The sequence below is a fragment of the Klebsiella sp. Ech2A genome, from assembly GCF_030078455.1.
Lineage (GTDB): Bacteria > Pseudomonadota > Gammaproteobacteria > Enterobacterales > Enterobacteriaceae > Klebsiella > Klebsiella terrigena.
The window spans coordinates 1-23,758 of record NZ_JAQGFU010000003.1 but is presented as its reverse complement, the minus strand read 5'-3'; the positions used below and the strand labels follow the sequence as shown (position 1 = coordinate 23,758).

The window sequence follows — 23,758 nt, the reverse complement described above, 5'->3', positions numbered from 1 at the left end:
TAGCAATGGAATTAGTATTGAAAGACGCGCAGAGCGCGCTGACTGTTTCCGAAACTACCTTCGGTCGTGATTTCAACGAAGCGCTGGTTCACCAGGTTGTAGTTGCTTATGCAGCTGGTGCTCGTCAGGGTACTCGTGCTCAGAAGACTCGTGCTGAAGTAACTGGTTCAGGCAAAAAGCCGTGGCGCCAGAAAGGTACCGGCCGTGCGCGTTCAGGTTCTATCAAGAGCCCGATCTGGCGTTCCGGTGGCGTAACCTTCGCTGCTCGTCCGCAGGACCACAGTCAAAAAGTTAACAAAAAGATGTACCGCGGCGCGCTGAAAAGCATTCTGTCCGAACTGGTACGTCAGGATCGTCTGATCGTTGTCGAGACGTTCTCTGTAGAAGCGCCTAAAACTAAGCTGCTGGCACAGAAACTGAAAGACATGGCTCTGGAAGATGTGCTGATCATCACCGGTGAGCTGGACGAGAACCTGTTCCTGGCTGCGCGCAACCTGCACAAGGTTGACGTACGCGATGCAACTGGTATCGACCCGGTTAGCCTGATCGCCTTCGACAAAGTCGTAATGACTGCTGATGCTGTTAAGCAAGTTGAGGAGATGCTGGCATGATTCGTGAAGAACGTCTGCTGAAGGTGCTGCGTGCACCGCACGTTTCTGAAAAAGCGTCTGCTGCGATGGAAAAAACAAACACCATCGTTCTCAAAGTTGCTAAAGACGCGACTAAAGCAGAAATCAAAGCTGCTGTGCAGAAACTGTTTGAAGTCGAAGTCGAAGTCGTTAACACCCTGGTAGTTAAAGGGAAAGTTAAACGTCACGGACAGCGTATCGGTCGTCGTAGCGACTGGAAAAAAGCTTACGTCACCCTGAAGGAAGGCCAGAATCTGGACTTCGTTGGCGGCGCTGAGTAAGTCGGAGGAGTAATACAATGGCAGTTGTTAAATGTAAACCGACATCTCCGGGTCGTCGCCACGTTGTTAAAGTGGTTAACCCTGAGCTGCACAAGGGCAAACCTTTTGCTCCGTTGCTGGAAAAAAACAGCAAATCCGGTGGTCGTAACAACAATGGCCGTATCACCACCCGTCATATCGGTGGTGGCCACAAGCAGGCTTACCGTATTGTTGACTTCAAACGCAACAAAGATGGTATCCCGGCAGTTGTTGAGCGTCTTGAGTACGATCCGAACCGTTCCGCGAACATCGCGCTGGTTCTGTACAAAGATGGCGAGCGCCGTTACATCCTGGCCCCTAAAGGCCTGAAAGCTGGCGACCAGATTCAGTCTGGCGTTGATGCTGCAATCAAAGCAGGCAACACCCTGCCGATGCGCAATATCCCGGTTGGTTCTACCGTTCATAACGTAGAAATGAAACCAGGTAAAGGCGGTCAGCTGGCACGTTCCGCTGGTACTTACGTTCAGATCGTTGCTCGCGACGGTGCTTATGTCACCCTGCGTCTGCGTTCTGGTGAAATGCGTAAAGTCGAAGCAGACTGCCGCGCTACTCTGGGCGAAGTTGGCAATGCTGAGCATATGCTGCGCGTTCTGGGTAAAGCAGGTGCTGCACGCTGGCGTGGTGTTCGTCCTACCGTTCGCGGTACTGCGATGAACCCGGTCGACCACCCACATGGTGGTGGTGAAGGTCGTAACTTTGGTAAGCACCCGGTTTCCCCGTGGGGCCTGCAGACCAAAGGTAAGAAGACCCGCAGCAACAAGCGTACTGATAAATTCATCGTACGTCGCCGTAGCAAATAATTTTAGAGGATAAGCCATGCCACGTTCTCTCAAGAAAGGTCCTTTTATTGACCTGCACTTGCTGAAGAAGGTAGAGAAAGCGGTGGAAAGCGGAGACAAGAAGCCCCTGCGCACTTGGTCCCGTCGTTCAACGATCTTTCCTAACATGATCGGTTTGACCATCGCTGTCCATAATGGTCGTCAGCACGTTCCAGTATTTGTTTCCGACGAAATGGTTGGTCACAAACTGGGTGAATTCGCACCGACTCGTACTTATCGCGGCCACGCTGCTGATAAAAAAGCGAAGAAGAAATAAGGTAGGAGGAAGAGATGGAAACTTTAGCTCAACATCGCCATGCTCGTTCTTCTGCTCAGAAGGTTCGCCTCGTAGCTGACCTGATTCGCGGTAAGAAAGTGTCGCAGGCCCTGGATATTCTGACCTACACCAACAAGAAAGCTGCTGTACTGGTCAAGAAGGTACTGGAATCTGCCATTGCTAACGCTGAACACAACGATGGCGCTGACATTGACGATCTGAAAGTTGCGAAAATTTTCGTAGACGAAGGCCCGAGCATGAAGCGCATTATGCCGCGTGCGAAAGGTCGTGCAGATCGCATCCTGAAGCGCACCAGCCACATCACTGTGGTTGTGTCCGATCGCTGAGACTCTGGAGACTAGCAATGGGTCAGAAAGTACATCCTAATGGTATTCGCCTGGGTATTGTCAAACCATGGAACTCTACCTGGTTCGCGAACACCAAAGAATTCGCTGACAACCTGGACAGCGATTTTAAAGTACGTCAGTTCCTGACTAAGGAACTGTCTAAAGCGTCCGTATCTCGTATCGTTATCGAGCGTCCGGCTAAGAGCATCCGTGTGACCATTCACACCGCTCGCCCGGGCATCGTCATCGGTAAGAAAGGCGAAGACGTAGAAAAACTGCGCAAGGTCGTAGCGGATATCGCTGGCGTTCCTGCACAGATCAATATCGCCGAAGTTCGTAAGCCAGAACTGGACGCTAAATTGGTTGCTGACAGCATCACTTCTCAGCTGGAACGTCGCGTTATGTTCCGTCGTGCTATGAAGCGTGCTGTACAGAACGCAATGCGTCTGGGCGCTAAAGGTATCAAAGTTGAAGTTAGCGGCCGTCTGGGCGGCGCGGAAATCGCACGTACCGAATGGTACCGTGAAGGTCGCGTACCGCTGCACACTCTGCGTGCTGACATCGACTACAACACCTCTGAAGCGCACACCACTTACGGTGTAATCGGCGTTAAGGTATGGATCTTCAAAGGCGAGATCCTGGGTGGTATGGCTGCTGTTGAACAACCGGAACCGGCTGCTCAACCTAAAAAGCAGCAGCGTAAAGGCCGTAAATAAGGAGCGTCGCTGATGTTACAACCAAAGCGTACAAAATTCCGTAAAGTGCACAAAGGCCGCAACCGTGGTCTGGCGCAGGGTACGGATGTTAGCTTCGGCACTTTCGGTCTGAAAGCTGTTGGCCGTGGTCGTCTGACTGCACGTCAGATCGAAGCAGCACGTCGTGCTATGACCCGTGCAGTTAAGCGTCAAGGTAAAATCTGGATCCGTGTTTTCCCGGACAAACCGATTACCGAGAAGCCGCTGGAAGTTCGTATGGGTAAAGGTAAAGGTAACGTGGAGTATTGGGTTGCCTTGATTCAGCCGGGTAAAGTCCTGTATGAAATGGACGGTGTTCCGGAAGAGCTGGCCCGTGAAGCCTTCGGCCTGGCAGCAGCGAAACTGCCTATCAAAACCACCTTTGTAACTAAGACGGTGATGTAATGAAAGCAAAAGAGCTGCGTGAAAAAAGCGTTGAAGAGCTGAACGCTGAGCTGCTGAACCTGCTGCGTGAGCAGTTCAACCTGCGTATGCAGGCTGCAAGTGGCCAGCTGCAACAGACTCATCTGCTGAAGCAAGTGCGTCGTGATGTTGCACGCGTTAAGACTTTACTGACTCAGAAGGCGGGTGCGTAATGACCGATAAAATCCGTACTCTGCAAGGTCGTGTAATTAGCAACAAAATGGAGAAATCCATCGTTGTTGCTATCGAACGTGTGGTGAAACACCCGGTATACGGTAAGTTCATCAAGCGTACGACCAAACTGCACGTACATGACGAGAACAACGAATGCGGTATCGGTGACGTGGTCGAAATCCACGAATGCCGTCCGCTGTCCAAGACTAAGTCCTGGACGCTGGTTCGCGTCGTAGAGAAAGCGGTTCTGTAATAGAGCCGTATTCTCAACGGATAAACGGCTCAGCGATGAGCCGTTTATTTTTTCTACCCATATCCGATTTCCGGTGTTATAATGCCGCGCCCTCGATATGGGGATATTTAACGGCTCGATTTTGGGTCTCAGTAGTAGTTGACATTAGCGGAGCACTAAAATGATCCAAGAACAGACTATGCTGAACGTCGCCGACAACTCCGGTGCACGTCGCGTAATGTGTATCAAGGTTCTGGGTGGCTCGCACCGTCGCTACGCAGGCGTAGGCGACATCATTAAGATCACCATCAAGGAAGCAATTCCGCGTGGTAAGGTCAAAAAAGGTGATGTGCTGAAGGCGGTAGTGGTGCGCACCAAGAAGGGTGTTCGTCGCCCGGACGGTTCTGTCATTCGCTTCGATGGTAATGCATGCGTTATTCTCAACAATAACAGCGAGCAGCCCATCGGTACGCGTATTTTTGGGCCGGTAACTCGTGAGCTTCGTACCGAGAAGTTCATGAAAATTATCTCTCTGGCACCAGAAGTACTCTAAGGAGCGAATCATGGCAGCGAAAATCCGTCGTGATGACGAAGTTATCGTGTTAACCGGTAAAGATAAAGGTAAACGCGGTAAAGTTAAGAATGTCTTGTCTTCCGGCAAGCTCATTGTTGAAGGTATCAACCTGGTTAAGAAACATCAGAAGCCGGTTCCGGCCCTGAACCAACCAGGTGGCATCGTTGAAAAAGAAGCTGCAATTCAGGTTTCTAACGTTGCACTCTTCAATGCGGCAACCGGCAAGGCTGACCGTGTAGGCTTTAGATTCGAAGACGGCAAAAAAGTCCGTTTCTTCAAGTCTAACAGCGAAACTATCAAGTAATTTGGAGTAGTACGATGGCGAAACTGCATGATTACTACAAAGACGAAGTAGTTGGTAAACTCATGACTGAGTTTAACTACAATTCTGTCATGCAAGTCCCTCGGGTCGAGAAGATCACCCTGAACATGGGTGTTGGTGAAGCGATCGCTGACAAGAAACTGCTGGATAACGCAGCAGCGGATCTGACAGCAATCTCCGGTCAAAAGCCGTTGATCACCAAAGCACGCAAATCAGTTGCAGGCTTCAAAATCCGTCAGGGCTATCCGATCGGCTGTAAAGTAACCCTGCGTGGCGAACGCATGTGGGAGTTCTTTGAGCGCCTGATCACTATTGCTGTACCGCGTATCCGTGACTTCCGTGGCCTGTCCGCTAAGTCATTCGATGGTCGTGGTAACTACAGCATGGGTGTCCGTGAGCAGATCATCTTCCCAGAAATCGACTACGATAAAGTCGACCGCGTTCGTGGTTTGGATATTACCATTACCACTACTGCGAAATCTGATGAAGAAGGCCGCGCTCTTCTGGCTGCCTTTGACTTCCCGTTCCGCAAGTAAGGTAGGGTTACTTAATGGCTAAGCAATCAATGAAAGCACGCGAAGTAAAGCGCGTGGCTTTAGCTGATAAATTCTTCGCTAAACGCGCTGAACTGAAAGCTATCATCTCTGATGTGAACGCAACCGACGAAGATCGTTGGAATGCTGTTCTCAAGCTGCAGACTCTGCCGCGTGATTCCAGCCCGTCTCGTCAGCGTAACCGCTGCCGTCAAACAGGTCGTCCGCATGGTTTCCTGCGGAAGTTCGGGTTGAGCCGTATTAAGGTCCGTGAAGCCGCTATGCGCGGTGAAATCCCGGGTCTGAAAAAGGCTAGCTGGTAATTGTCACCAATTGAATCACGGGAGTAAAGACAGATGAGCATGCAAGATCCGATCGCGGATATGCTGACCCGTATCCGTAACGGTCAGGCCGCGAATAAAGCTGCGGTCACCATGCCTTCCTCCAAGCTGAAAGTGGCAATTGCCAACGTGCTGAAGGAAGAAGGCTTTATTGAAGATTTTAAAGTTGAAGGCGACATCAAGCCGGAACTGGAACTGACTCTTAAGTATTTCCAGGGTAAAGCTGTTGTAGAAAGCATTCAGCGTGTCAGCCGCCCAGGTCTGCGCATCTACAAACGTAAAGATGAGCTGCCTAAAGTTATGGCGGGTCTGGGTATCGCAGTTATTTCTACCTCTAAAGGTGTTATGACTGATCGTGCAGCGCGCCAAGCTGGTCTTGGTGGCGAAATTATCTGCTACGTAGCCTAATCGGAGGAAAAAATGTCTCGTGTTGCTAAAGCACCGGTCGTTGTTCCTGCCGGCGTTGATGTAAAAATCAACGGTCAGGTTATTACGATCAAAGGTAAGAATGGCGAGCTGACTCGTACTCTCAACGATGCTGTTGAAGTTAAACATGCAGATAATGCACTGACTTTCGGTCCGCGTGATGGTTTCGCAGACGGTTGGGCTCAGGCTGGTACCGCGCGTGCCCTGCTTAACTCAGTAGTTATCGGTGTTACCGAAGGCTTCACTAAAAAGCTTCAGCTGGTTGGTGTAGGTTATCGTGCAGCGGTTAAAGGGGATGTAGTAAACCTGGCTTTAGGTTTCTCTCATCCTGTTGAACACAAGCTGCCGGCCGGTATCACTGCAGAATGTCCGACTCAAACTGAAATCGTGCTGAAAGGCGCTGATAAGCAGGTGATCGGCCAGGTTGCAGCAGATCTGCGCGCCTACCGTCGTCCTGAGCCTTATAAAGGCAAGGGTGTTCGTTACGCCGACGAAGTCGTGCGTACCAAAGAGGCTAAGAAGAAGTAAGGTAACACTATGGATAAGAAATCTGCTCGTATCCGTCGTGCGACCCGCGCACGCCGCAAGCTCCAGGAGCTGGGTGCAACTCGCCTGGTGGTACATCGTACCCCGCGTCATATTTACGCACAGGTAATTGCACCGAACGGTTCTGAAGTTCTGGTAGCTGCTTCTACTGTAGAAAAAGCTATCGCTGAACAACTGAAGTACACCGGTAACAAAGACGCGGCTGCAGCTGTGGGTAAAGCTGTCGCTGAACGCGCTCTGGAAAAAGGCATCAAAGATGTTTCCTTTGACCGTTCCGGGTTCCAATATCATGGTCGTGTCCAGGCACTGGCAGATGCTGCCCGTGAAGCTGGCCTTCAGTTCTAAGGTAGAGGTGTAAGATGGCTCACATCGAAAAACAAGCTGGCGAACTGCAGGAAAAGCTGATCGCGGTTAACCGCGTATCTAAAACCGTTAAAGGTGGTCGTATTTTCTCCTTCACAGCTCTGACTGTAGTTGGTGACGGTAACGGTCGCGTAGGTTTTGGTTACGGTAAAGCGCGTGAAGTTCCAGCAGCGATCCAGAAAGCGATGGAAAAAGCCCGTCGCAATATGATTAACGTCGCGCTGAACCACGGCACCCTGCAGCACCCGGTTAAAGGTGTTCACACGGGTTCTCGTGTATTCATGCAGCCAGCTTCCGAAGGTACCGGTATCATCGCCGGTGGTGCAATGCGCGCCGTTCTGGAAGTTGCTGGAGTTCATAACGTTCTGGCCAAAGCATATGGTTCCACCAACCCGATTAACGTGGTTCGTGCAACAATTGATGGCCTGGAAAATATGAATTCTCCAGAAATGGTCGCTGCCAAGCGTGGTAAATCCGTTGAAGAAATTCTGGGGAAATAAACCATGGCAAAGACTATTAAAATTACTCAAACCCGCAGTGCAATCGGTCGTCTGCCGAAACACAAGGCAACGCTGCTTGGCCTGGGTCTGCGTCGTATTGGTCACACCGTAGAACGCGAGGATACTCCTGCTGTTCGTGGTATGGTCAACGCGGTTTCCTTTATGGTTAAAGTTGAGGAGTAAGAGATGCGTTTAAATACTCTGTCTCCGGCCGAAGGCTCTAAAAAGGCGGGTAAGCGCCTGGGTCGTGGTATCGGTTCTGGCCTCGGTAAGACCGGTGGTCGTGGTCACAAAGGTCAGAACTCTCGTTCTGGCGGTGGCGTACGTCGCGGTTTCGAGGGCGGTCAGATGCCTCTGTACCGTCGTCTGCCGAAATTCGGCTTCACTTCTCGTAAAGCAATGATCACTGCAGAGATTCGTCTCTCCGATCTGGCTCACGTAGAAGGCGATGTAGTCGACCTGAACACGCTGAAAGCAGCTAACATTATCGGTATTCAGATTGAGTTCGCGAAAGTGATTCTTTCTGGCGAGGTAGCTCGTCCGGTAACTGTTCGTGGCCTGCGCGTGACTAAAGGTGCTCGTGCTGCTATCGAAGCTGCTGGCGGTAAAATTGAGGAATAAGTAGCAGATGGCTAAGCAACCGGGATTAGATTTTCAAAGTGCCAAAGGTGGACTTGGCGAACTGAAACGCAGACTTTTGTTTGTTATCGGTGCGCTGATTGTATTCCGTATTGGTTCTTTTATTCCGATCCCTGGTATCGATGCCGCTGTACTTGCCAAACTGCTTGAGCAACAGCGAGGCACTATCATTGAAATGTTTAACATGTTCTCTGGTGGTGCCCTCAGCCGTGCTTCTATCTTTGCCTTGGGCATCATGCCGTATATTTCGGCATCGATCATTGTCCAGCTGTTGACGGTTGTTTATCAGCCGTTAGCAGAGATGAAGAAAGAAGGGGAGTCTGGTCGTCGTAAGATCAGCCAGTACACCCGCTACGGTACTCTGGTGCTGGCGATATTCCAGTCGATCGGTATTGCTACCGGTCTGCCGAATATGCCTGGTATGCAGGGCCTGGTGATGAATCCAGGCTTTGCATTCTATTTCACCGCTGTTGTAAGTCTGGTCACAGGAACGATGTTCCTGATGTGGCTCGGCGAACAGATTACTGAACGTGGTATCGGTAACGGTATCTCGATCATTATCTTCGCTGGTATCGTTGCGGGTCTTCCGCCGGCCATCGCCCATACTATCGAGCAAGCGCGTCAAGGCGACCTGCACTTCCTCCTGTTGCTATTGGTTGCAGTATTAGTGTTTGCCGTGACCTTCTTTGTTGTATTCGTTGAACGTGGTCAACGCCGCATTGTGGTGAACTACGCGAAGCGTCAACAGGGTCGTCGCGTCTATGCTGCACAGAGCACACATTTGCCGCTGAAAGTGAATATGGCGGGTGTAATCCCTGCAATCTTCGCTTCCAGTATTATTCTGTTCCCTGCAACCATCGCGTCATGGTTCGGGGGCGGTACCGGTTGGAACTGGCTGACAACAATTTCGCTGTATTTGCAGCCTGGGCAACCGCTTTATGTGTTACTCTATGCGTCTGCAATCATATTCTTCTGTTTCTTCTACACGGCTTTGGTTTTCAACCCGCGTGAAACAGCAGATAACCTGAAGAAGTCCGGTGCATTTGTACCAGGAATTCGTCCGGGAGAGCAAACGGCGAAGTATATCGATAAAGTAATGACTCGCCTGACTTTGGTTGGTGCACTGTATATTACCTTTATCTGCCTGATCCCGGAGTTCATGCGTGATGCAATGAAGGTGCCGTTCTACTTCGGTGGAACCTCGCTGCTAATTGTTGTCGTCGTGATTATGGACTTTATGGCTCAAGTGCAAACTCTGATGATGTCGAGTCAGTACGAGTCTGCATTGAAGAAGGCGAACCTGAAAGGCTACGGCCGATAACTGGTCGCCTGAGAAGTTACGGAGAGTAAAAATGAAAGTTCGTGCTTCCGTCAAGAAATTATGCCGTAACTGCAAAATCGTTAAGCGTGATGGTGTCATCCGTGTGATTTGCAGTGCCGAGCCAAAGCATAAACAGCGCCAAGGCTGATTTATTCGCATATTTTTCTTGCAAAGTTGGATTGAGCTGGCTAGATTAGCCAGCCAATCTTTTGTATGTCTGTGCGTTTCCATTTGAGTATCCTGAAAACGGGCTTTTCAGCATGGTGCGTACATATTAAATAGTAGGAGTGCATAGTGGCCCGTATAGCAGGCATTAACATTCCTGATCACAAACATACCGTAATCGCATTAACTGCTATTTTCGGTATCGGCAAGACCCGTTCTAAAGCCATCTGTGCTGACACGGGTATCGCTGAAAATGTTAAGATCAGTGAGCTGTCTGAGGAACAAATTGAATCCCTGCGTGAAGCAGTAGGTAAATTTGTCGTTGAAGGTGATCTGCGCCGTGAAATCACCCTGAGCATCAAGCGTCTGATGGACCTTGGTTGCTATCGTGGTTTACGCCATCGTCGTGGTCTTCCGGTTCGCGGTCAGCGTACTAAGACCAACGCACGTACCCGTAAGGGTCCGCGTAAACCGATCAAGAAATAATCGGGGTGATTGAATAATGGCAAAGGCACCAGTTCGTGCACGTAAGCGTGTAAGAAAACAAGTCTCTGATGGCGTGGCTCATGTCCATGCGTCTTTTAACAACACCATCGTTACCATCACTGATCGTCAGGGTAACGCACTGGGTTGGGCAACAGCCGGTGGTTCCGGTTTCCGTGGTTCGCGTAAATCAACTCCGTTTGCAGCTCAGGTTGCAGCAGAGCGTTGCGCTGAAGCCGTAAAAGAATACGGCATCAAGAATCTGGAAGTTATGGTCAAAGGTCCGGGTCCGGGTCGCGAATCTACTATTCGTGCTCTGAACGCCGCTGGTTTCCGCATCACTAATATTACTGATGTGACTCCGATCCCTCATAACGGTTGTCGTCCGCCGAAAAAACGTCGCGTATAACGCGCTCGTTTCTAGGATTGTTGGAGAAAGAAAATGGCAAGATATTTGGGTCCTAAGCTCAAGCTGAGCCGTCGTGAGGGCACAGACCTGTTCCTTAAGTCTGGCGTTCGCGCGATCGATACCAAGTGTAAAATTGAACAAGCTCCTGGCCAGCACGGTGCGCGTAAACCGCGTCTGTCTGACTATGGTGTGCAGTTGCGTGAAAAGCAAAAAGTTCGCCGTATGTACGGTGTGCTGGAGCGTCAGTTCCGTAACTACTATAAAGAAGCAGCACGTCTGAAAGGCAACACCGGTGAAAACCTGTTGGCTCTGCTGGAAGGTCGTCTGGACAACGTTGTATACCGTATGGGCTTCGGCGCAACTCGTGCTGAATCACGTCAGCTGGTTAGCCACAAAGCTATCATGGTAAACGGTCGTGTTGTTAACATCGCTTCTTATCAGGTTAAAGCGAACGACGTCGTCAGCATTCGTGAGAAAGCGAAAAAGCAATCTCGCGTGAAAGCCGCTCTGGAGCTGGCTGAGCAGCGTGAAAAGCCAACCTGGCTGGAAGTTGATGCTGGCAAGATGGAAGGTACGTTCAAGCGTCAGCCGGAACGTTCTGATCTGTCTGCGGACATTAACGAACACCTGATCGTCGAGCTTTACTCCAAGTAAAGCTTAGTACCAAAGAGAGGACACAATGCAGGGTTCTGTGACAGAGTTTCTAAAACCGCGCCTGGTCGATATCGAGCAAGTGAGTTCGACGCACGCCAAGGTGACCCTTGAGCCTTTAGAGCGTGGCTTTGGCCATACTCTGGGTAACGCACTGCGCCGTATTCTGCTCTCATCGATGCCGGGTTGCGCGGTGACCGAGGTTGAGATTGATGGTGTACTTCATGAGTACAGCACCAAAGAAGGCGTTCAGGAAGATATCCTTGAAATCCTGCTCAACCTGAAAGGGCTGGCGGTGAGAGTTCAGGGTAAAGATGAAGTTATCCTTACTTTGAATAAATCTGGCATTGGCCCTGTGACCGCAGCCGACATCACCCATGATGGTGATGTCGAAATCGTCAAGCCGCAACATGTGATCTGCCACCTGACCGATGAGAACGCTGCTATTAGCATGCGTATCAAAGTTCAGCGCGGTCGTGGTTATGTGCCGGCTTCTGCCCGAATTCATTCGGAAGAAGATGAGCGCCCAATCGGCCGTCTGCTGGTCGACGCATGCTACAGCCCCGTAGAGCGTATTGCCTACAATGTTGAAGCAGCGCGTGTAGAACAGCGTACCGACCTGGACAAGCTGGTCATCGAAATGGAAACCAACGGCACAATCGATCCTGAAGAGGCGATTCGTCGTGCGGCAACCATCCTGGCAGAACAACTTGAAGCTTTCGTTGACTTACGTGATGTACGTCAGCCGGAAGTGAAAGAAGAGAAACCAGAATTCGATCCGATCCTGCTGCGCCCTGTTGACGATCTCGAATTGACTGTCCGCTCTGCTAACTGCCTGAAGGCAGAAGCTATCCACTATATCGGTGATCTGGTACAGCGTACCGAGGTTGAGTTGCTGAAAACGCCGAACCTGGGTAAAAAATCTCTTACTGAGATTAAAGACGTGCTGGCTTCACGTGGTCTGTCTCTGGGCATGCGCCTGGAAAACTGGCCACCGGCAAGCATTGCTGACGAGTAACCGGATCACAGGTTAAGGTTTTACTGAGAAGGATAAGGTCATGCGCCATCGTAAGAGTGGTCGTCAACTGAACCGCAACAGCAGCCATCGCCAGGCTATGTTCCGTAACATGGCTGGTTCGCTGGTTCGTCATGAAATCATCAAGACGACCCTGCCGAAAGCGAAAGAACTGCGTCGCGTAGTTGAGCCGCTGATTACTCTTGCCAAGACTGATAGCGTAGCTAATCGTCGTCTGGCATTCGCCCGTACTCGTGATAACGAGATCGTGGCAAAACTGTTTAACGAGCTGGGCCCGCGTTTTGCGAGCCGCGCCGGTGGTTACACTCGCATTCTGAAGTGTGGCTTCCGTGCAGGCGACAACGCGCCGATGGCATACATCGAGCTGGTTGATCGTGCTGAGCCGAAAGCAGAAGCTGCTGCAGAGTAATCTGTAGTAACGTAAAAAAACCCGCCTCGGCGGGTTTTTTTATATCCTCCACATCTCTGCTTCATTACACTATCTGTATTCTTTTTGTTCATCCCCGGAGCCGTATGATGTGGTTGCTGGATCAGTGGGCAGAACGCCATATCCTTGACGCACAAAATAAAGGTGATTTCGATAATCTTCCCGGCCGCGGTGAACCGCTGACCCTGGATGACGATCTGCATGTACCACCTGAGCTACGCGTCAGCTACCGTTTACTCAAGAACGCCGGCTGTCTACCTCCTGAACTGGAACATCGTAGAGAAGCCGTTGAGCTGGTTGATTTGCTTAACGTCGTTCGTCAGGATGACCCGCAGCATGCCGAACTGAGCCGTAGGCTTGCTTTGCTCGAGCTAAAGCTACGCCAGGCCGGGCTCAACACAGATTTTCTGCGCGGTGAGTATTCTGCCAGGCTGCAAAACAAAATGAGTGAGGAGTAAGTATGTATCGTATCGGTGAGCTCGCGAAGCTGGCGGATGTCACACCCGACACCATTCGCTACTACGAAAAGCAGCAGATGATGGCCCACGATGTTCGTACTGAGGGGGGATTTCGCCTTTATACCGACAATGACCTTCAGCGGCTACGTTTTATCCGTTACGCGCGGCAGCTGGGCTTCACGCTTGAATCGATCCGCGAACTGCTGTCGATCCGCATCGATCCTGAACACCATACCTGCCAGGAATCAAAAGGGATCGTACAGGCGCGCCTGAGCGAAGTGGAATCGCGTATTAAGGAATTACAGACGATGCGCCGATCCTTACAGAGGCTTAACGACGCATGCTGCGGTAGCGCTCACAGCAGCGTCTACTGCTCCATTCTTGAAGCGCTTGAGCAGGGGGCCAGCAACGGTAATGCAGGACGTTGATTTTTTGCGTGCGGAGATCTACACTCGCGTCGATCTCATTCACTATCAGGAGTTACTATGAGTCGCTATCAGCACACTAAAGGGCAAATAAAAGATAATGCCATCGAGGCACTGCTTCATGACCCGCTATTCAGGCAACGCGTTGAGAAAAACAAGAAAGGGAAAGGAAGCTATCAGCGAAAAGAAAAATATGCAGTACGGGGTGACCGGGAGGCCAGTGGCAAGAAAGTGAATCACTTTTTTACCACTGGCTTTCTGCTTTCTGTAGCCTGATTACGAGCGGTTGTTCTGCTCTTTTAACAGGTCACGAATTTCACTCAGCAGCACTTCTTCTTTAGTCGGTGCCGGCGGAGCTGCAGGGGCCTCTTCTTTTTTACGGTTCAGATTATTCATCAGTTTAATTGCCATAAAGATGGCAAACGCTACGATAACGAAGTCAAAAACGTTCTGAATAAACACGCCATAATGCATTACAACGGCCGGGATATCTCCCTGAGCATCGCGCAGCGTGACGGCAAAAGATTTAAAATCGATCCCACCAATAAGTAAGCCAAGCGGCGGCATAATAATATCGGCAACCAGCGACGATACAATTTTACCGAACGCTGCACCAATGATGACACCCACTGCTAGATCGACCACATTCCCGCGCATCGCGAAGTCGCGAAACTCTTTTAAAATACTCATTTCATTCTCCTTGAACCAGCTGACAGAGATAAGTTTATCAAATGTATTTCCATTTTCCATTATTGTTGAATAATTGCATAAAAATATTATCCATTGATAAATAAAGGTTAATGGATATGGGCGCGATACCGGCGCCCAAATAAATTACAGGAAGAAAGGACTTGGCTGGAACAGCCGTTCGACATCGGAGATAAATTTTTTGTCGGTCAGAAACATAATTACGTGATCGCCCTGCTCAATACGTAAATTATTATTGGCGATCATCACGTCATTTCCGCGAACCACGGCGCCAATGATCGTCCCCGGGGGGAGCTTGATCTCATCGATCGACCGACCCACGACGCGCGAGGTGCTTTCATCTCCATGGGCGACGGCTTCGATCGCTTCAGCTACGCCGCGGCGCAGGGAAGAGACGCCCACGATATCGGCTTTACGGACATGACTCAGCAGCGCGGAAATTGTCGCCTGCTGCGGGGAGATAGCGATATCGATAACGCTGCCCTGAACCAGATCGACGTAGGCTTTTCGCTGAATAAGCACCATGACCTTTTTGGCGCCCATCCGCTTGGCCAGCATTGCGGACATGATGTTGGCTTCGTCATCATTGGTAACGGCAATGAAGAGGTCGACTTGATCGATATGTTCTTCTGCGAGGAGCTCCTGATCCGAGGCGTCACCATAAAAGACGATGGTGTTTTGCAGCTTTTCCGCCAGCTCGGCGGCGCGCTGCTGATCGCGTTCAATTAACTTGACGCTATAGTCTTTTTCCAGCCGATGGGCCAGACCCGCACCGATATTTCCGCCGCCAACCAGCATGATGCGCTTGTAGGGTTTCTCCAGGCGCTGCAGCTCGCTCATCACGGCACGAATATGCTGGGAGGCGGCGATAAAGAATACTTCATCGCCGGCTTCAACAATGGTGGAACCCTGGGGTCGAATAGGGCGATCGTGACGGAAAATCGCCGCCACGCGCGTGTCGATATGCGGCATGTGTTCACGCATTGTCGAGAGCGCGTTGCCGACCAGCGGACCACCGTAGTAGGCTTTAACAACCGCCAGACTTACTTTCCCTTCGGCAAAGTTTACGACCTGCAGCGCGCCTGGATACTCAATCAGGCGATAAATATTGTCGATAACAAGCTGTTCCGGCGCGATCAAATGGTCAATCGGCACGGCTTCAGAGTGGAAAAGCTTATCGGCGTCACGCACGTAGTCCGGAGAACGAATACGGGCAATGCGATTAGGGGTATTAAACAGGGAATAGGCGACCTGGCAGGCCACCATATTGGTTTCATCAGAACTGGTGACGGCAACCAGCATGTCGGCATCATCCGCTCCGGCTTCGCGCAGTACGCGCGGATGAGAGCCATGCCCCTGAACAACACGCAGGTCAAACTTATCCTGCAGGCTGCGCAGGCGGTCACCGTTGGTATCAACCAGGGTAATATCGTTGTTCTCTCCGACGAGGTTTTCCGCGAGAGTTCCGCCAACCTGTCCGGCGCCCAGAATAATAATCTTCATCAGCAGTGATCCATTATTTCCGATGTTTGATCAGCTTAGCGTAAAAGAACCCGTCACCCTCTTCCGCACCGGGCAGATTTTGCTGTCCTGGCTGCTCAGGTGTCCCGGTAATGCTAAGTTCTGCATCAGGCGTGCGTGCCAGGAATGCCGCAATTTGCTGGCTATTTTCTTCCGGCAGAATTGAGCAGGTCGCATAGACCAGGGTGCCACCGGGTTTTAAATGCCCCCAGATGGCGTCAAGAATCTCAGCCTGAAGCTGCGCCAGCTCCGCGATATCACGGTCACGACGCAGCCATTTAATATCCGGATGGCGGCGAATGACGCCAGTTGCCGAGCAGGGCGCATCGAGCAGAATACGATCGAATTTTTCATCATCGCACCACTGCGCTGGATATCTACCATCACCCTGTTTTACCTGGGCTTTCATTCCCAGACGCTTCAGGTTGTCATAGACACGGGACAGCCGTTGCTCATCGATGTCGACAGCCATTACGCTGGCCTGCGGGGCGACTTCCAGGATATGGGTTGTTTTTCCGCCGGGCGCGGCGCAAAGGTCGAGGATCTTTTCGCCATTTTCCGGAGTCAGGTAGCGCATGCAGCCTTGAGCGGAAGCATCCTGAACGGTGACCCAGCCTTGCTCAAAGCCGGGCAAGGCCTGTACAGGCGCCGGCGTCGCCAGACGAACGGCGTCCGGATAGTCGGGGTGAGGAAAACCCTGCATGCCTACCTCTTCAAGGAGCGCCAGCCACTCATCGCGTGAGTGGTGATTGCGATTAACGCGTAGCCACATCGGCGGACGCTGGTTGTTGGCATCCGCGATGGCCTGCCACTGCTGTGGCCAGGCTTTTTGAATCCGTTTGATTAACCATGCGGGATGCAGGAAGCGGCTCTCGCTTTTGGCGAATTCGCCAAGCAATTCTTCCTGCTGACGCTGGAACTGGCGCAGTACGCCGTTGATCAGCCCTTTGAGCTGCGGGCGTTTAATGGCTACCGCGCCCTCAACCGTTTCTGCCAGCGCTGCATGGGCGGGAATGCGGGTGTGCAGCAGTTGATAAAAGCCGACCATAATTAAATAGTGAACGGTGCGCTGTTTTCCCGTCATCGGGCGAGCCATCAGCTTATTGATCAGCCATTCCATCTGACTGAGAGTGCGCAGGACGCCAAAGCACAGCTCCTGCAGCAGTGCTTTATCTTTTTCACCGACTTTCTGCTGCAAAGGCGGCAGCACGTTGCTTAACGACTGGCCCTTCTCGACAACCTGTTCAACGGCCTGAGCCGCCAGACTACGTAAATTAAGATTTTTTTTCATAACCGTAAAAATAAAAAGGCCCGGTAGATCCGGGCTTTAGAAGGGACTACCGTCAGGAAAGACGGTTACCTGGGATAAACCACTCCCGGCGAGAATTTAGCAAATCCTGGGCGCTCATCGCTTTTTTACCTGCCGGCTGCAGGGATTCCAGATTCAGAATACCGTTGCCGGTTGCCACCTGAATACCCTGCTTGCTGGCAGCCACAATGGTGCCAGGCTCAGCGGTACTGGCTTCGGCAATGGCCGACGCCTGCCAAACCTTCACCGGCTGATCGTCAATTTCCAGCCAGCTCATCGGCCACGGATTGAAGGCGCGGATACAGCGTTCGAGCTGTTCGGCTGAAAGTGACCAGTCGATACGGGCTTCTTCTTTGCTGAGCTTCTCAGCGTAGGTGGCTAAGGCTTCATCCTGGACTTCTGGTTGAGTGGCTGCGTTAGCTAACTGGGTCAGCGTATCCAGCAGCCCCTGCGGGCCGAGGCTTGCAAGCTTGTCATACAGGCTGGCGCTGGTATCTTTTGCGGTTATTGGGCAGGATAGCTTATACAGCATATCGCCGGTATCGAGACCGACGTCCATCTGCATAATCGTTACGCCTGTTTCCGTATCGCCGGCCCATAATGAACGCTGAATAGGGGCGGCACCGCGCCAGCGAGGCAGCAGGGAACCGTGGACGTTAATACAGCCAAGGCGCGGCATATCCAGAACCGCTTTGGGCAGAATCAGTCCGTAGGCGACAACCACCATAACATCGGCATTAAGCGAGGAGACCAGCTCCTGGTTTTCCTGTGGACGCAGGGATGCGGGCTGGAATACCGGCAAATTGTTGGCTTCAGCCAGAACTTTTACCGGACTCGGCATAAGCTTTTTACCGCGGCCAGCGGGGCGATCGGGCTGAGTAAAAACGCCAACGATCTGGTGCTCAGACGACAACAGCGCGTCAAGATGACGCGCTGCAAAATCGGGTGTACCCGCAAAAATAATACGTAGTGATTGTGACACGTTAATCCTTGTCCTCAGACACGCGTACGCAAACGATCCAGTTTTTCAACTTTCTGACGAATGCGCTGTTGTTTGAGCGGCGACAGATAATCGATGAACAGTTTGCCTACCAGATGATCCATTTCATGCTGAATACAGATAGCCAGCAGGCCGTCAGCATCCAGTTCGAACGGCTTGCCTTCACGATCCAGGGCACGGATTTTCACGGTTTCGGCACGTGGTACCAGCGCACGCTGTTCCGGAATGGACAGGCAGCCTTCTTCAATACCGGTTTCACCGTCTTTTTCCAGCAGCTCAGGGTTAATTAACACCAGCTGACCTTCACGGTTCTCCGACACATCAATAACAATAATGCGCTGATGGATATCAACCTGCGTTGCCGCCAGGCCAATACCCTCTTCCGCGTACATCGTCTCGAACATATCATCGACGATACGCTGAATTTCTGCATTGACTTCTTTTACCGGCTCGGCGACTTTGCGAAGGCGCTCGTCCGGAATATGTAACACTTGCAAAACTGCCATAAAGATCCAGAGTCGTATTCAGGAGTTGATAAGATTATTACCTCTATTCTAGACAAAACCCCTTCTAATTGACAGTCTCACTGTCCAATCGCAAGGATTGTTAAAGCCGCTTATGGCAGGGGAGTATGGATGGTGCCTGCAGAGATTTGGCTCCGCCTGATGAGGGTAAACGGCCTGTATGGTGAGACGATGGTGACCGTCGCTCGCCGGATAGGCACCGCGGCCGGGCTTGATAGTGAAGCTTTACGTCTCTGCGGCCTGAGCGTGGCGCAGGCGAGGCAATTTTTGACCTTTGGCCAGCGGGATATCGACGCCGCTCAGGAGTGGCTGGAACAGCCAGAGCACCATCTGCTCTCGGCCGACAGTCCTCTCTATCCACCGCAGCTGCGCGCAACCGCTGATTATCCCGGCGCGCTTTTGGTTAAAGGTGACCTCGCTATTTTGCAGAGCCGGCAGCTAGCGGTTGTCGGTAGCCGCGCGCACTCCTGGTACGGCGAACGCTGGGGGCGAGTGTTCAGCGAAGCCCTGGCGCGCTATGGCATCACGATTACCAGCGGGCTGGCGATTGGTATAGACGGCGTTGCCCATCGCGGCGCGCTTGTCGCGAATGGAAAGAGTATTGCGGTGCTCGGGAATGGGTTAGGGGATATTTACCCGCGTCGGCACGCCGCTTTAGCAAGGCAGATTGTCGATAGCGGAGGGGCGCTGCTGTCTGAGTTTCCTCTCACCACACCGCCATTACCTGGAAATTTCCCTCGCCGTAACCGGATTATCAGCGGCTTGAGTATTGGGGTATTGGTTGTGGAGGCCGCATTGAGAAGCGGCTCGTTGGTTACCGTCCGCTGTGCACTTGAACAGGGAAGGGAGGTTTTTGCGCTGCCCGGGCCGATAGGCAGCCCAGGCTCAGAGGGCCCGCATTGGCTCATCAAGCAGGGCGCAGTCCCCGTTACGGCGCCCGAGGATATCGTCGAATACTGGCAGCATGAGCTGCTATGGCTGCGCGAGACGCCGTACGACATAAATAATTGCACGGATCGGCCACCCGTAGCATTGCCATTTCCCGAGCTCCTGGCTAACGTAGGAGATGAGGTAACACCTGTTGACGTTGTCGCTGAACGTGCCGGCCAATCTGTACCAGTGACCGTAGCTCAGCTACTTGAACTGGAGTTAGCAGGCTGGATCGCAGCTGTACCCGGCGGCTATGTCCGATTAAGGAGGGCAAGCCATGTTCGACGTACTCATGTATTTGTTTGAGACTTACATCCATAACGAAGCAGAAATGCGCGTAGACCAGGATAAGCTGACCCGGGATCTCACCGACGCCGGTTTTGAACGGGAAGATATTTATAACGCGCTGATGTGGCTCGAGAAACTGGCTGATTATCAGGAAGGCCTTGTCGCGCCCATGCAGCTGGCTTCTGACCCACTCTCTTTACGGATTTACACCGAAGAAGAGTGTCAGCGTCTGGATGCTAGTTGCCGAGGATTCTTATTATTCCTCGAGCAAATTCAGGTGTTGAACCTCGAAACGCGAGAAATGGTAATAGAACGCGTTCTGGCGCTGGATACGGCAGAGTTTGAACTGGAAGACCTTAAATGGGTGATCCTGATGGTGCTGTTTAATATTCCGGGCTGTGAAAACGCCTACCAGCAGATGGAAGAATTACTCTTCGAAGTAAATGAAGGTATGCTGCATTAATCTTTTTGCAGCAACGTCGAGTATTTATGACCAAATCAGCACTGTTTCAGGTGCGTAAAAATGAGCCCTGTCCACAGTGCGGGGCTGAACTGGTAATCCGCTCCGGGAAGCATGGACCGTTTCTTGGCTGTTCGCACTATCCGGACTGTAACTACGTCCGTCCCCTGAAAAGTCAGGCGGACGGACATATCGTTAAAGTGCTGGAGGGGCAGGAGTGTCCATCCTGCGGCGCCGTGATGGTGCTGCGTCAGGGACGCTTCGGTATGTTTATTGGCTGCAGCAGCTATCCGCAATGCCAGCATACTGAACTCATTGATAAGCCCGATGAGACGGCTATCGCGTGCCCGCAGTGTGGTCAGGGACATTTGGTTCAGCGCCGCTCTCGTTTTGGCAAAACTTTTCACTCCTGCGATCGTTACCCCGATTGCCAGTTCGTCATTAACTTCAAACCGATAGCGGGCGAGTGTCCTGAATGCCACTATCCGCTATTAATCGAAAAGAAAACGGCGCAGGGCGTTAAATGCTTTTGTGCCAGTAAACAATGTGGAAAGCCGATATCGGCGGAACAAATCAGTGAATAATAACCTGCAATCAGAAACCGTCGCCCATGCAGTGGCGGTTCTGAATACCGAACACGTCATCGCCTATCCCACAGAAGCCGTTTTTGGCGTTGGCTGCGATCCCGACAGCGAAACGGCCGTCATGCGCCTGCTGGACCTCAAGCAGCGGCCGGTCGAGAAAGGCCTGATTCTTATCGCCGCCCGCTTTGAACAGCTACTTCCTTATATAGATGAATCTCAGCTTAGTGAGGCGCAGCTGGCGACAATTTTTAGCTGCTGGCCTGGACCGGTGACGTTCGTCTTTCCGGCGCGTAAAACAACTCCGCGCTGGTTGACCGGGCGTTTTGACTCTCTGGCGGTACGCGTTACCGATCACCCTCTGGTGGTTGAGCTATGCGAGGCCTATGGAAAACCGCTGGTCTCGACCAGTGCGAATTTATCCGGCCAGCCTCCCTGTCGCACCACGGCTGAAGTTCACGCCCAGTTTGGCGCCGATTTTCCGGTGGTTAATGGGTTAACTGGCGGTCGTCAGAATCCGTCTGAAATTCGCGACGCCCTGACGGGCGAACTCTTCCGCCAGGGGTAAGTGATGGAAAGCTACGCAGTCTTTGGAAATCCTATCGCTCACAGCAAATCGCCCGCTATCCATCAGCTTTTTGCGCAGCAGCTGCAGATTGCACATCCGTACGGACGTATTCTGGCGCCACGAGATGAATTTATCAGTACCCTGAATGCTTTCTTTAATGAAGGGGGGCGAGGCGCCAACGTTACCGTTCCGTTTAAAGAGGAAGCGTTCGCTCGCGCCGATGAGCTTACCGAGCGAGCGGCGCTGGCCGGGGCCGTGAATACTCTGAAACGTCTGGAAGATGGCCGTTTGCTGGGGGATAACACCGATGGCATTGGGTTATTGAGCGATCTGGAGCGGCTCGGTTTTATTAAACCTGGCTTTCGTGTCCTGCTTATCGGGGCGGGAGGCGCATCGCGCGGCGTGCTGTTACCGCTTCTGTCCCTCGATTGCGCCGTGACGATTGTCAACCGCACCAGCTCCCGCGCGCATGAACTGGCGGCGCTCTTTTCTCATACCGGCAGTATTCGTGCGCTGGAAATGGATACGCTGGCTGAACATGAGTTTGATCTCATCATTAATGCGACCTCCAGCGGTATTGGCGGGGAGGTCCCAGCGATACCCGCTGCGTTAATTAATACGCACGTTCATTGCTACGACATGTTTTATCAGCAGGGCAATACGCCGTTTCTGAGCTGGTGCCAGGAGCATGGTGCAAAAAAGTGTGCTGACGGTTTAGGTATGCTGGTGGCCCAGGCCGCCCATGCCGTATTACTCTGGCATGGCGTACTGCCAGACATTACTCCGGTGATTCAAACCTTGCATAAGGAATTGAATCCGTGAATCAGGCGATTCAGTTTCCTGACAGGGAAGAGTGGGATACTGAAAAACAGTGCATTACATTCCCCGCGTTGGTTCATGGTATGCAGCTGACCTGCGCAATGAGCAGCGTAACGCTAGAAAAACGCTTTGGTGGAAAAGAGCCAGCGCAGTGGCTGGCTGCATTTCGCGAACATCGCTGGGATCTGGAAGAAGAAGCGGATGAGATGATCCGTGACCAGCAGGAAGACGATCAGGGCTGGGTTTGGTTTTCCTGATCCAGGTAATCGTTCTTCCATTTCACGTAGTTGTTTGCTGAATAGATCAGTCCCGCTATTTCCGCCTCCGTCAGGGGGCGGATTTGTTTCACCGGGTTGCCAAAGTAAAGATAGCCGCCTGCCAGCCGCTTATTCTGCGGTACCAGACTACCGGCACCGATCATGACGTCATCCTCTATGACGACACCATCCAGCAGAATTGATCCCATTCCCACCAGTACCCGATTACCTATGGTGCAGCCGTGCAGCATGACTTTATGGCCGATGGTGACATCTTCCCCAACGATCAGGGGATTACCCTGCGGGTTATAGGAGGATTTATGGGTGACATGCAGCACGCTACCGTCCTGGATATTGGTGCGAGGGCCGATTTGCACATAGTTAACGTCTCCGCGAATGGCAACCAGTGGCCAGATGCTGACATCATCAGCCATCCTGACATCGCCGATCGCTACGCTGGTGGCATCGATCATCACGCGCAGGCCTGTTTGTGGGAATAAATCTTTATAGGGACGTAAATTTGCGGACATGCTTACCTCGATAATTCAGGGTTGTGCGAAGACTTTGGTGGCTTTCTCCGCCGCCTGCAACCCTTTGTTGTGGTAAAAACTAAGCAGATCGAACAATAACGCTGCGAAAAGGGCGAAAAAGCATCATCCGGAAAAAAAGATCGATAAAAGACTTGTGCAATAAAATGGGATCCCTATAATGCGCTCCCACTGACACGGCGGATGTGAATCACTTCACAGCAACTAGCCGGTTCGGTTGAAGAGAAAAATCCTGAATTAAAGGGTTGACTCTGAAAGAGGAAAGCGTAATATACGCCACCTCGCAACGGTGAGCGAAAGCCGCGTTGCACTGCTCTTTAACAATTTATCAGACAATCTGTGTGGGCACTCAAAGTGACATGGATTCTTAACGTCCTCGGACGAAAAATGAATACCAAGTCTCATGAGTGAACATACGTAATTCATTACGAAGTTTAATTCACGAGCATCAAACTTAAATTGAAGAGTTTGATCATGGCTCAGATTGAACGCTGGCGGCAGGCCTAACACATGCAAGTCGAGCGGTAGCACAGAGAGCTTGCTCTCGGGTGACGAGCGGCGGACGGGTGAGTAATGTCTGGGAAACTGCCTGATGGAGGGGGATAACTACTGGAAACGGTAGCTAATACCGCATAACGTCGCAAGACCAAAGTGGGGGACCTTCGGGCCTCA

The 23,758-nt window shown here is 51.8% G+C and carries 41 protein-coding genes and 1 rRNA gene; 36 read left to right on the top strand and 6 right to left on the bottom strand.

What is annotated here, in order from left to right; genetic code table 11:
* Positions 1–5 precede the first annotated feature (5 nt).
* From rplD to PFH44_RS01260, 29 genes are all read left to right on the top strand, one after another.
* The gene (gene rplD / locus PFH44_RS01400) at positions 6–611 is read left to right on the top strand and encodes a 50S ribosomal protein L4 (protein ID WP_015960716.1); all 606 of its coding nucleotides are present in this window, start codon (positions 6–8) and stop codon (positions 609–611) included.
* The gene (gene rplW, locus PFH44_RS01395) at positions 608–910 is read left to right on the top strand and encodes a 50S ribosomal protein L23 (RefSeq protein ID WP_004868363.1); all 303 of its coding nucleotides are present in this window, start codon (positions 608–610) and stop codon (positions 908–910) included. Before rplD ends, rplW begins: the two co-directional genes overlap by 4 nt.
* A gap of 17 nt (positions 911–927) precedes the next feature.
* A complete protein-coding gene (rplB, locus tag PFH44_RS01390) occupies positions 928–1,749 on the top strand; it encodes a 50S ribosomal protein L2 (RefSeq protein ID WP_002919786.1) in 822 nt (273 codons plus the stop codon).
* Positions 1,750–1,765: 16 nt separating this feature from the next.
* Positions 1,766–2,044 carry a 30S ribosomal protein S19 gene (gene rpsS, locus PFH44_RS01385; protein WP_001138115.1) on the top strand — a complete coding sequence of 93 codons (279 nt, stop codon included), beginning with the start codon at positions 1,766–1,768 and terminating at the stop codon, positions 2,042–2,044.
* Positions 2,045–2,058: 14 nt separating this feature from the next.
* A complete protein-coding gene (gene rplV, locus PFH44_RS01380; protein ID WP_002919773.1) occupies positions 2,059–2,391 on the top strand; it encodes a 50S ribosomal protein L22 in 333 nt (110 codons plus the stop codon).
* A 17-nt stretch (positions 2,392–2,408) separates the two neighbouring features.
* The gene (gene rpsC / locus PFH44_RS01375; RefSeq protein ID WP_045854067.1) at positions 2,409–3,107 is read left to right on the top strand and encodes a 30S ribosomal protein S3; all 699 of its coding nucleotides are present in this window, start codon (positions 2,409–2,411) and stop codon (positions 3,105–3,107) included.
* Between the two features lie 12 nt (positions 3,108–3,119).
* Positions 3,120–3,530 (top strand): 50S ribosomal protein L16, encoded by a 411-nt coding sequence (gene rplP / locus PFH44_RS01370; RefSeq protein WP_002919759.1) that lies wholly within the window; start codon positions 3,120–3,122, stop codon positions 3,528–3,530.
* Complete coding sequence (gene rpmC / locus PFH44_RS01365) at positions 3,530–3,721, top strand: 50S ribosomal protein L29 (RefSeq protein WP_002919754.1); 192 nt, start codon at positions 3,530–3,532, stop codon at positions 3,719–3,721. Before rplP ends, rpmC begins: the two co-directional genes overlap by 1 nt.
* The gene (rpsQ, locus tag PFH44_RS01360) at positions 3,721–3,975 is read left to right on the top strand and encodes a 30S ribosomal protein S17 (RefSeq protein ID WP_041142968.1); all 255 of its coding nucleotides are present in this window, start codon (positions 3,721–3,723) and stop codon (positions 3,973–3,975) included. The genes rpmC and rpsQ overlap by 1 nt, the downstream gene beginning before the upstream one ends.
* 160 nt (positions 3,976–4,135) lie before the next feature.
* Positions 4,136–4,507 (top strand): 50S ribosomal protein L14, encoded by a 372-nt coding sequence (rplN, locus tag PFH44_RS01355; protein WP_002919748.1) that lies wholly within the window; start codon positions 4,136–4,138, stop codon positions 4,505–4,507.
* A gap of 10 nt (positions 4,508–4,517) precedes the next feature.
* Complete coding sequence (gene rplX, locus PFH44_RS01350) at positions 4,518–4,832, top strand: 50S ribosomal protein L24 (protein ID WP_041142967.1); 315 nt, start codon at positions 4,518–4,520, stop codon at positions 4,830–4,832.
* A gap of 14 nt (positions 4,833–4,846) precedes the next feature.
* On the top strand, positions 4,847–5,386 hold the full coding sequence (rplE, locus tag PFH44_RS01345) for a 50S ribosomal protein L5 (RefSeq protein ID WP_041142966.1): 540 nt from the start codon (positions 4,847–4,849) through the stop codon (positions 5,384–5,386).
* A gap of 14 nt (positions 5,387–5,400) precedes the next feature.
* Positions 5,401–5,706, top strand: coding sequence for a 30S ribosomal protein S14 (rpsN, locus tag PFH44_RS01340; RefSeq protein ID WP_002919667.1), 306 nt, complete (start codon positions 5,401–5,403; stop codon positions 5,704–5,706).
* Positions 5,707–5,739: 33 nt separating this feature from the next.
* The gene (gene rpsH / locus PFH44_RS01335) at positions 5,740–6,132 is read left to right on the top strand and encodes a 30S ribosomal protein S8 (RefSeq protein ID WP_004106343.1); all 393 of its coding nucleotides are present in this window, start codon (positions 5,740–5,742) and stop codon (positions 6,130–6,132) included.
* Positions 6,133–6,144: 12 nt separating this feature from the next.
* Positions 6,145–6,678: a 50S ribosomal protein L6 gene (gene rplF, locus PFH44_RS01330; RefSeq protein WP_041142965.1), complete on the top strand. Its 534-nt coding sequence runs from the start codon at positions 6,145–6,147 to the stop codon at positions 6,676–6,678.
* Positions 6,679–6,687: 9 nt separating this feature from the next.
* Positions 6,688–7,041 (top strand): 50S ribosomal protein L18, encoded by a 354-nt coding sequence (gene rplR, locus PFH44_RS01325; RefSeq protein WP_000358960.1) that lies wholly within the window; start codon positions 6,688–6,690, stop codon positions 7,039–7,041.
* Between the two features lie 14 nt (positions 7,042–7,055).
* Positions 7,056–7,559 carry a 30S ribosomal protein S5 gene (rpsE, locus tag PFH44_RS01320; RefSeq protein ID WP_004106339.1) on the top strand — a complete coding sequence of 168 codons (504 nt, stop codon included), beginning with the start codon at positions 7,056–7,058 and terminating at the stop codon, positions 7,557–7,559.
* A gap of 3 nt (positions 7,560–7,562) precedes the next feature.
* Positions 7,563–7,742, top strand: a complete 180-nt coding sequence (rpmD, locus tag PFH44_RS01315) for a 50S ribosomal protein L30 (protein WP_001140434.1) — start codon at positions 7,563–7,565, stop codon at positions 7,740–7,742.
* Positions 7,743–7,745: 3 nt separating this feature from the next.
* A complete protein-coding gene (gene rplO / locus PFH44_RS01310; RefSeq protein WP_041142964.1) occupies positions 7,746–8,180 on the top strand; it encodes a 50S ribosomal protein L15 in 435 nt (144 codons plus the stop codon).
* Positions 8,181–8,187: 7 nt separating this feature from the next.
* The gene (gene secY, locus PFH44_RS01305; protein WP_041142963.1) at positions 8,188–9,519 is read left to right on the top strand and encodes a preprotein translocase subunit SecY; all 1,332 of its coding nucleotides are present in this window, start codon (positions 8,188–8,190) and stop codon (positions 9,517–9,519) included.
* Between the two features lie 31 nt (positions 9,520–9,550).
* Positions 9,551–9,667: a 50S ribosomal protein L36 gene (gene rpmJ, locus PFH44_RS01300; protein WP_000868187.1), complete on the top strand. Its 117-nt coding sequence runs from the start codon at positions 9,551–9,553 to the stop codon at positions 9,665–9,667.
* Between the two features lie 146 nt (positions 9,668–9,813).
* A complete protein-coding gene (gene rpsM, locus PFH44_RS01295) occupies positions 9,814–10,170 on the top strand; it encodes a 30S ribosomal protein S13 (protein WP_004106333.1) in 357 nt (118 codons plus the stop codon).
* A 16-nt stretch (positions 10,171–10,186) separates the two neighbouring features.
* Entirely contained in the window at positions 10,187–10,576 is a 390-nt protein-coding gene (gene rpsK / locus PFH44_RS01290) for a 30S ribosomal protein S11 (protein ID WP_004138423.1), read from the top strand.
* Between the two features lie 33 nt (positions 10,577–10,609).
* On the top strand, positions 10,610–11,230 hold the full coding sequence (rpsD, locus tag PFH44_RS01285; protein WP_004868345.1) for a 30S ribosomal protein S4: 621 nt from the start codon (positions 10,610–10,612) through the stop codon (positions 11,228–11,230).
* A 25-nt stretch (positions 11,231–11,255) separates the two neighbouring features.
* Positions 11,256–12,245, top strand: coding sequence for a DNA-directed RNA polymerase subunit alpha (locus tag PFH44_RS01280; protein WP_002919219.1), 990 nt, complete (start codon positions 11,256–11,258; stop codon positions 12,243–12,245).
* A gap of 40 nt (positions 12,246–12,285) precedes the next feature.
* On the top strand, positions 12,286–12,672 hold the full coding sequence (rplQ, locus tag PFH44_RS01275) for a 50S ribosomal protein L17 (RefSeq protein ID WP_002919206.1): 387 nt from the start codon (positions 12,286–12,288) through the stop codon (positions 12,670–12,672).
* A 107-nt stretch (positions 12,673–12,779) separates the two neighbouring features.
* Positions 12,780–13,148: a DnaJ family domain-containing protein gene (locus PFH44_RS01270; RefSeq protein ID WP_132512816.1), complete on the top strand. Its 369-nt coding sequence runs from the start codon at positions 12,780–12,782 to the stop codon at positions 13,146–13,148.
* 2 nt (positions 13,149–13,150) lie between these two features.
* Positions 13,151–13,576 carry a Zn(2+)-responsive transcriptional regulator gene (zntR, locus tag PFH44_RS01265; protein WP_283824101.1) on the top strand — a complete coding sequence of 142 codons (426 nt, stop codon included), beginning with the start codon at positions 13,151–13,153 and terminating at the stop codon, positions 13,574–13,576.
* A 57-nt stretch (positions 13,577–13,633) separates the two neighbouring features.
* Positions 13,634–13,849, top strand: a complete 216-nt coding sequence (locus tag PFH44_RS01260) for an alternative ribosome-rescue factor A (RefSeq protein WP_041142959.1) — start codon at positions 13,634–13,636, stop codon at positions 13,847–13,849.
* Here the strand turns inward: PFH44_RS01260 and mscL are convergent, their stop codons facing one another.
* From mscL to def, 5 genes are all read right to left on the bottom strand, one after another.
* Positions 13,850–14,263, bottom strand: a complete 414-nt coding sequence (gene mscL / locus PFH44_RS01255) for a large-conductance mechanosensitive channel protein MscL (protein WP_041142958.1) — start codon at positions 14,261–14,263, stop codon at positions 13,850–13,852.
* Between the two features lie 144 nt (positions 14,264–14,407).
* The gene (trkA, locus tag PFH44_RS01250; protein WP_041142957.1) at positions 14,408–15,784 is read right to left on the bottom strand and encodes a Trk system potassium transporter TrkA; all 1,377 of its coding nucleotides are present in this window, start codon (positions 15,782–15,784) and stop codon (positions 14,408–14,410) included.
* Between the two features lie 13 nt (positions 15,785–15,797).
* Positions 15,798–17,093: a 16S rRNA (cytosine(967)-C(5))-methyltransferase RsmB gene (gene rsmB, locus PFH44_RS01245; RefSeq protein ID WP_283824100.1), complete on the bottom strand. Its 1,296-nt coding sequence runs from the start codon at positions 17,091–17,093 to the stop codon at positions 15,798–15,800.
* Between the two features lie 52 nt (positions 17,094–17,145).
* Positions 17,146–18,093: a methionyl-tRNA formyltransferase gene (gene fmt, locus PFH44_RS01240; RefSeq protein ID WP_045854069.1), complete on the bottom strand. Its 948-nt coding sequence runs from the start codon at positions 18,091–18,093 to the stop codon at positions 17,146–17,148.
* A 14-nt stretch (positions 18,094–18,107) separates the two neighbouring features.
* Positions 18,108–18,617, bottom strand: a complete 510-nt coding sequence (gene def, locus PFH44_RS01235; protein WP_283824099.1) for a peptide deformylase — start codon at positions 18,615–18,617, stop codon at positions 18,108–18,110.
* Positions 18,618–18,746: 129 nt separating this feature from the next.
* Here def and dprA point away from each other — a divergent pair, with 129 nt between their 5' ends.
* From dprA to PFH44_RS01205, 6 genes are read left to right on the top strand one after another with little or no spacing between them, the layout of a single operon-like run.
* Entirely contained in the window at positions 18,747–19,871 is a 1,125-nt protein-coding gene (dprA, locus tag PFH44_RS01230; protein WP_283824098.1) for a DNA-protecting protein DprA, read from the top strand.
* Complete coding sequence (smg, locus tag PFH44_RS01225) at positions 19,843–20,316, top strand: DUF494 family protein Smg (protein ID WP_041142952.1); 474 nt, start codon at positions 19,843–19,845, stop codon at positions 20,314–20,316. Before dprA ends, smg begins: the two co-directional genes overlap by 29 nt.
* 26 nt (positions 20,317–20,342) lie before the next feature.
* A complete protein-coding gene (locus PFH44_RS01220; protein ID WP_071844854.1) occupies positions 20,343–20,897 on the top strand; it encodes a DNA topoisomerase family protein in 555 nt (184 codons plus the stop codon).
* Positions 20,890–21,462, top strand: coding sequence for an L-threonylcarbamoyladenylate synthase type 1 TsaC (gene tsaC / locus PFH44_RS01215; RefSeq protein ID WP_283824097.1), 573 nt, complete (start codon positions 20,890–20,892; stop codon positions 21,460–21,462). Before PFH44_RS01220 ends, tsaC begins: the two co-directional genes overlap by 8 nt.
* A 3-nt stretch (positions 21,463–21,465) precedes the next feature.
* A complete protein-coding gene (gene aroE / locus PFH44_RS01210) occupies positions 21,466–22,284 on the top strand; it encodes a shikimate dehydrogenase (protein ID WP_283824096.1) in 819 nt (272 codons plus the stop codon).
* Positions 22,281–22,538 (top strand): DUF1488 family protein, encoded by a 258-nt coding sequence (locus tag PFH44_RS01205; protein ID WP_045854073.1) that lies wholly within the window; start codon positions 22,281–22,283, stop codon positions 22,536–22,538. The genes aroE and PFH44_RS01205 overlap by 4 nt, the downstream gene beginning before the upstream one ends.
* Here PFH44_RS01205 and PFH44_RS01200 read toward each other — a convergent pair.
* A complete protein-coding gene (locus PFH44_RS01200; RefSeq protein ID WP_045854074.1) occupies positions 22,514–23,068 on the bottom strand; it encodes a gamma carbonic anhydrase family protein in 555 nt (184 codons plus the stop codon). The two genes, PFH44_RS01205 and PFH44_RS01200, sit on opposite strands and share 25 nt — an antisense overlap.
* A 474-nt stretch (positions 23,069–23,542) precedes the next feature.
* Here PFH44_RS01200 and PFH44_RS01195 point away from each other — a divergent pair.
* Positions 23,543–23,758 (top strand): 16S ribosomal RNA (locus PFH44_RS01195); the annotation flags it as partial.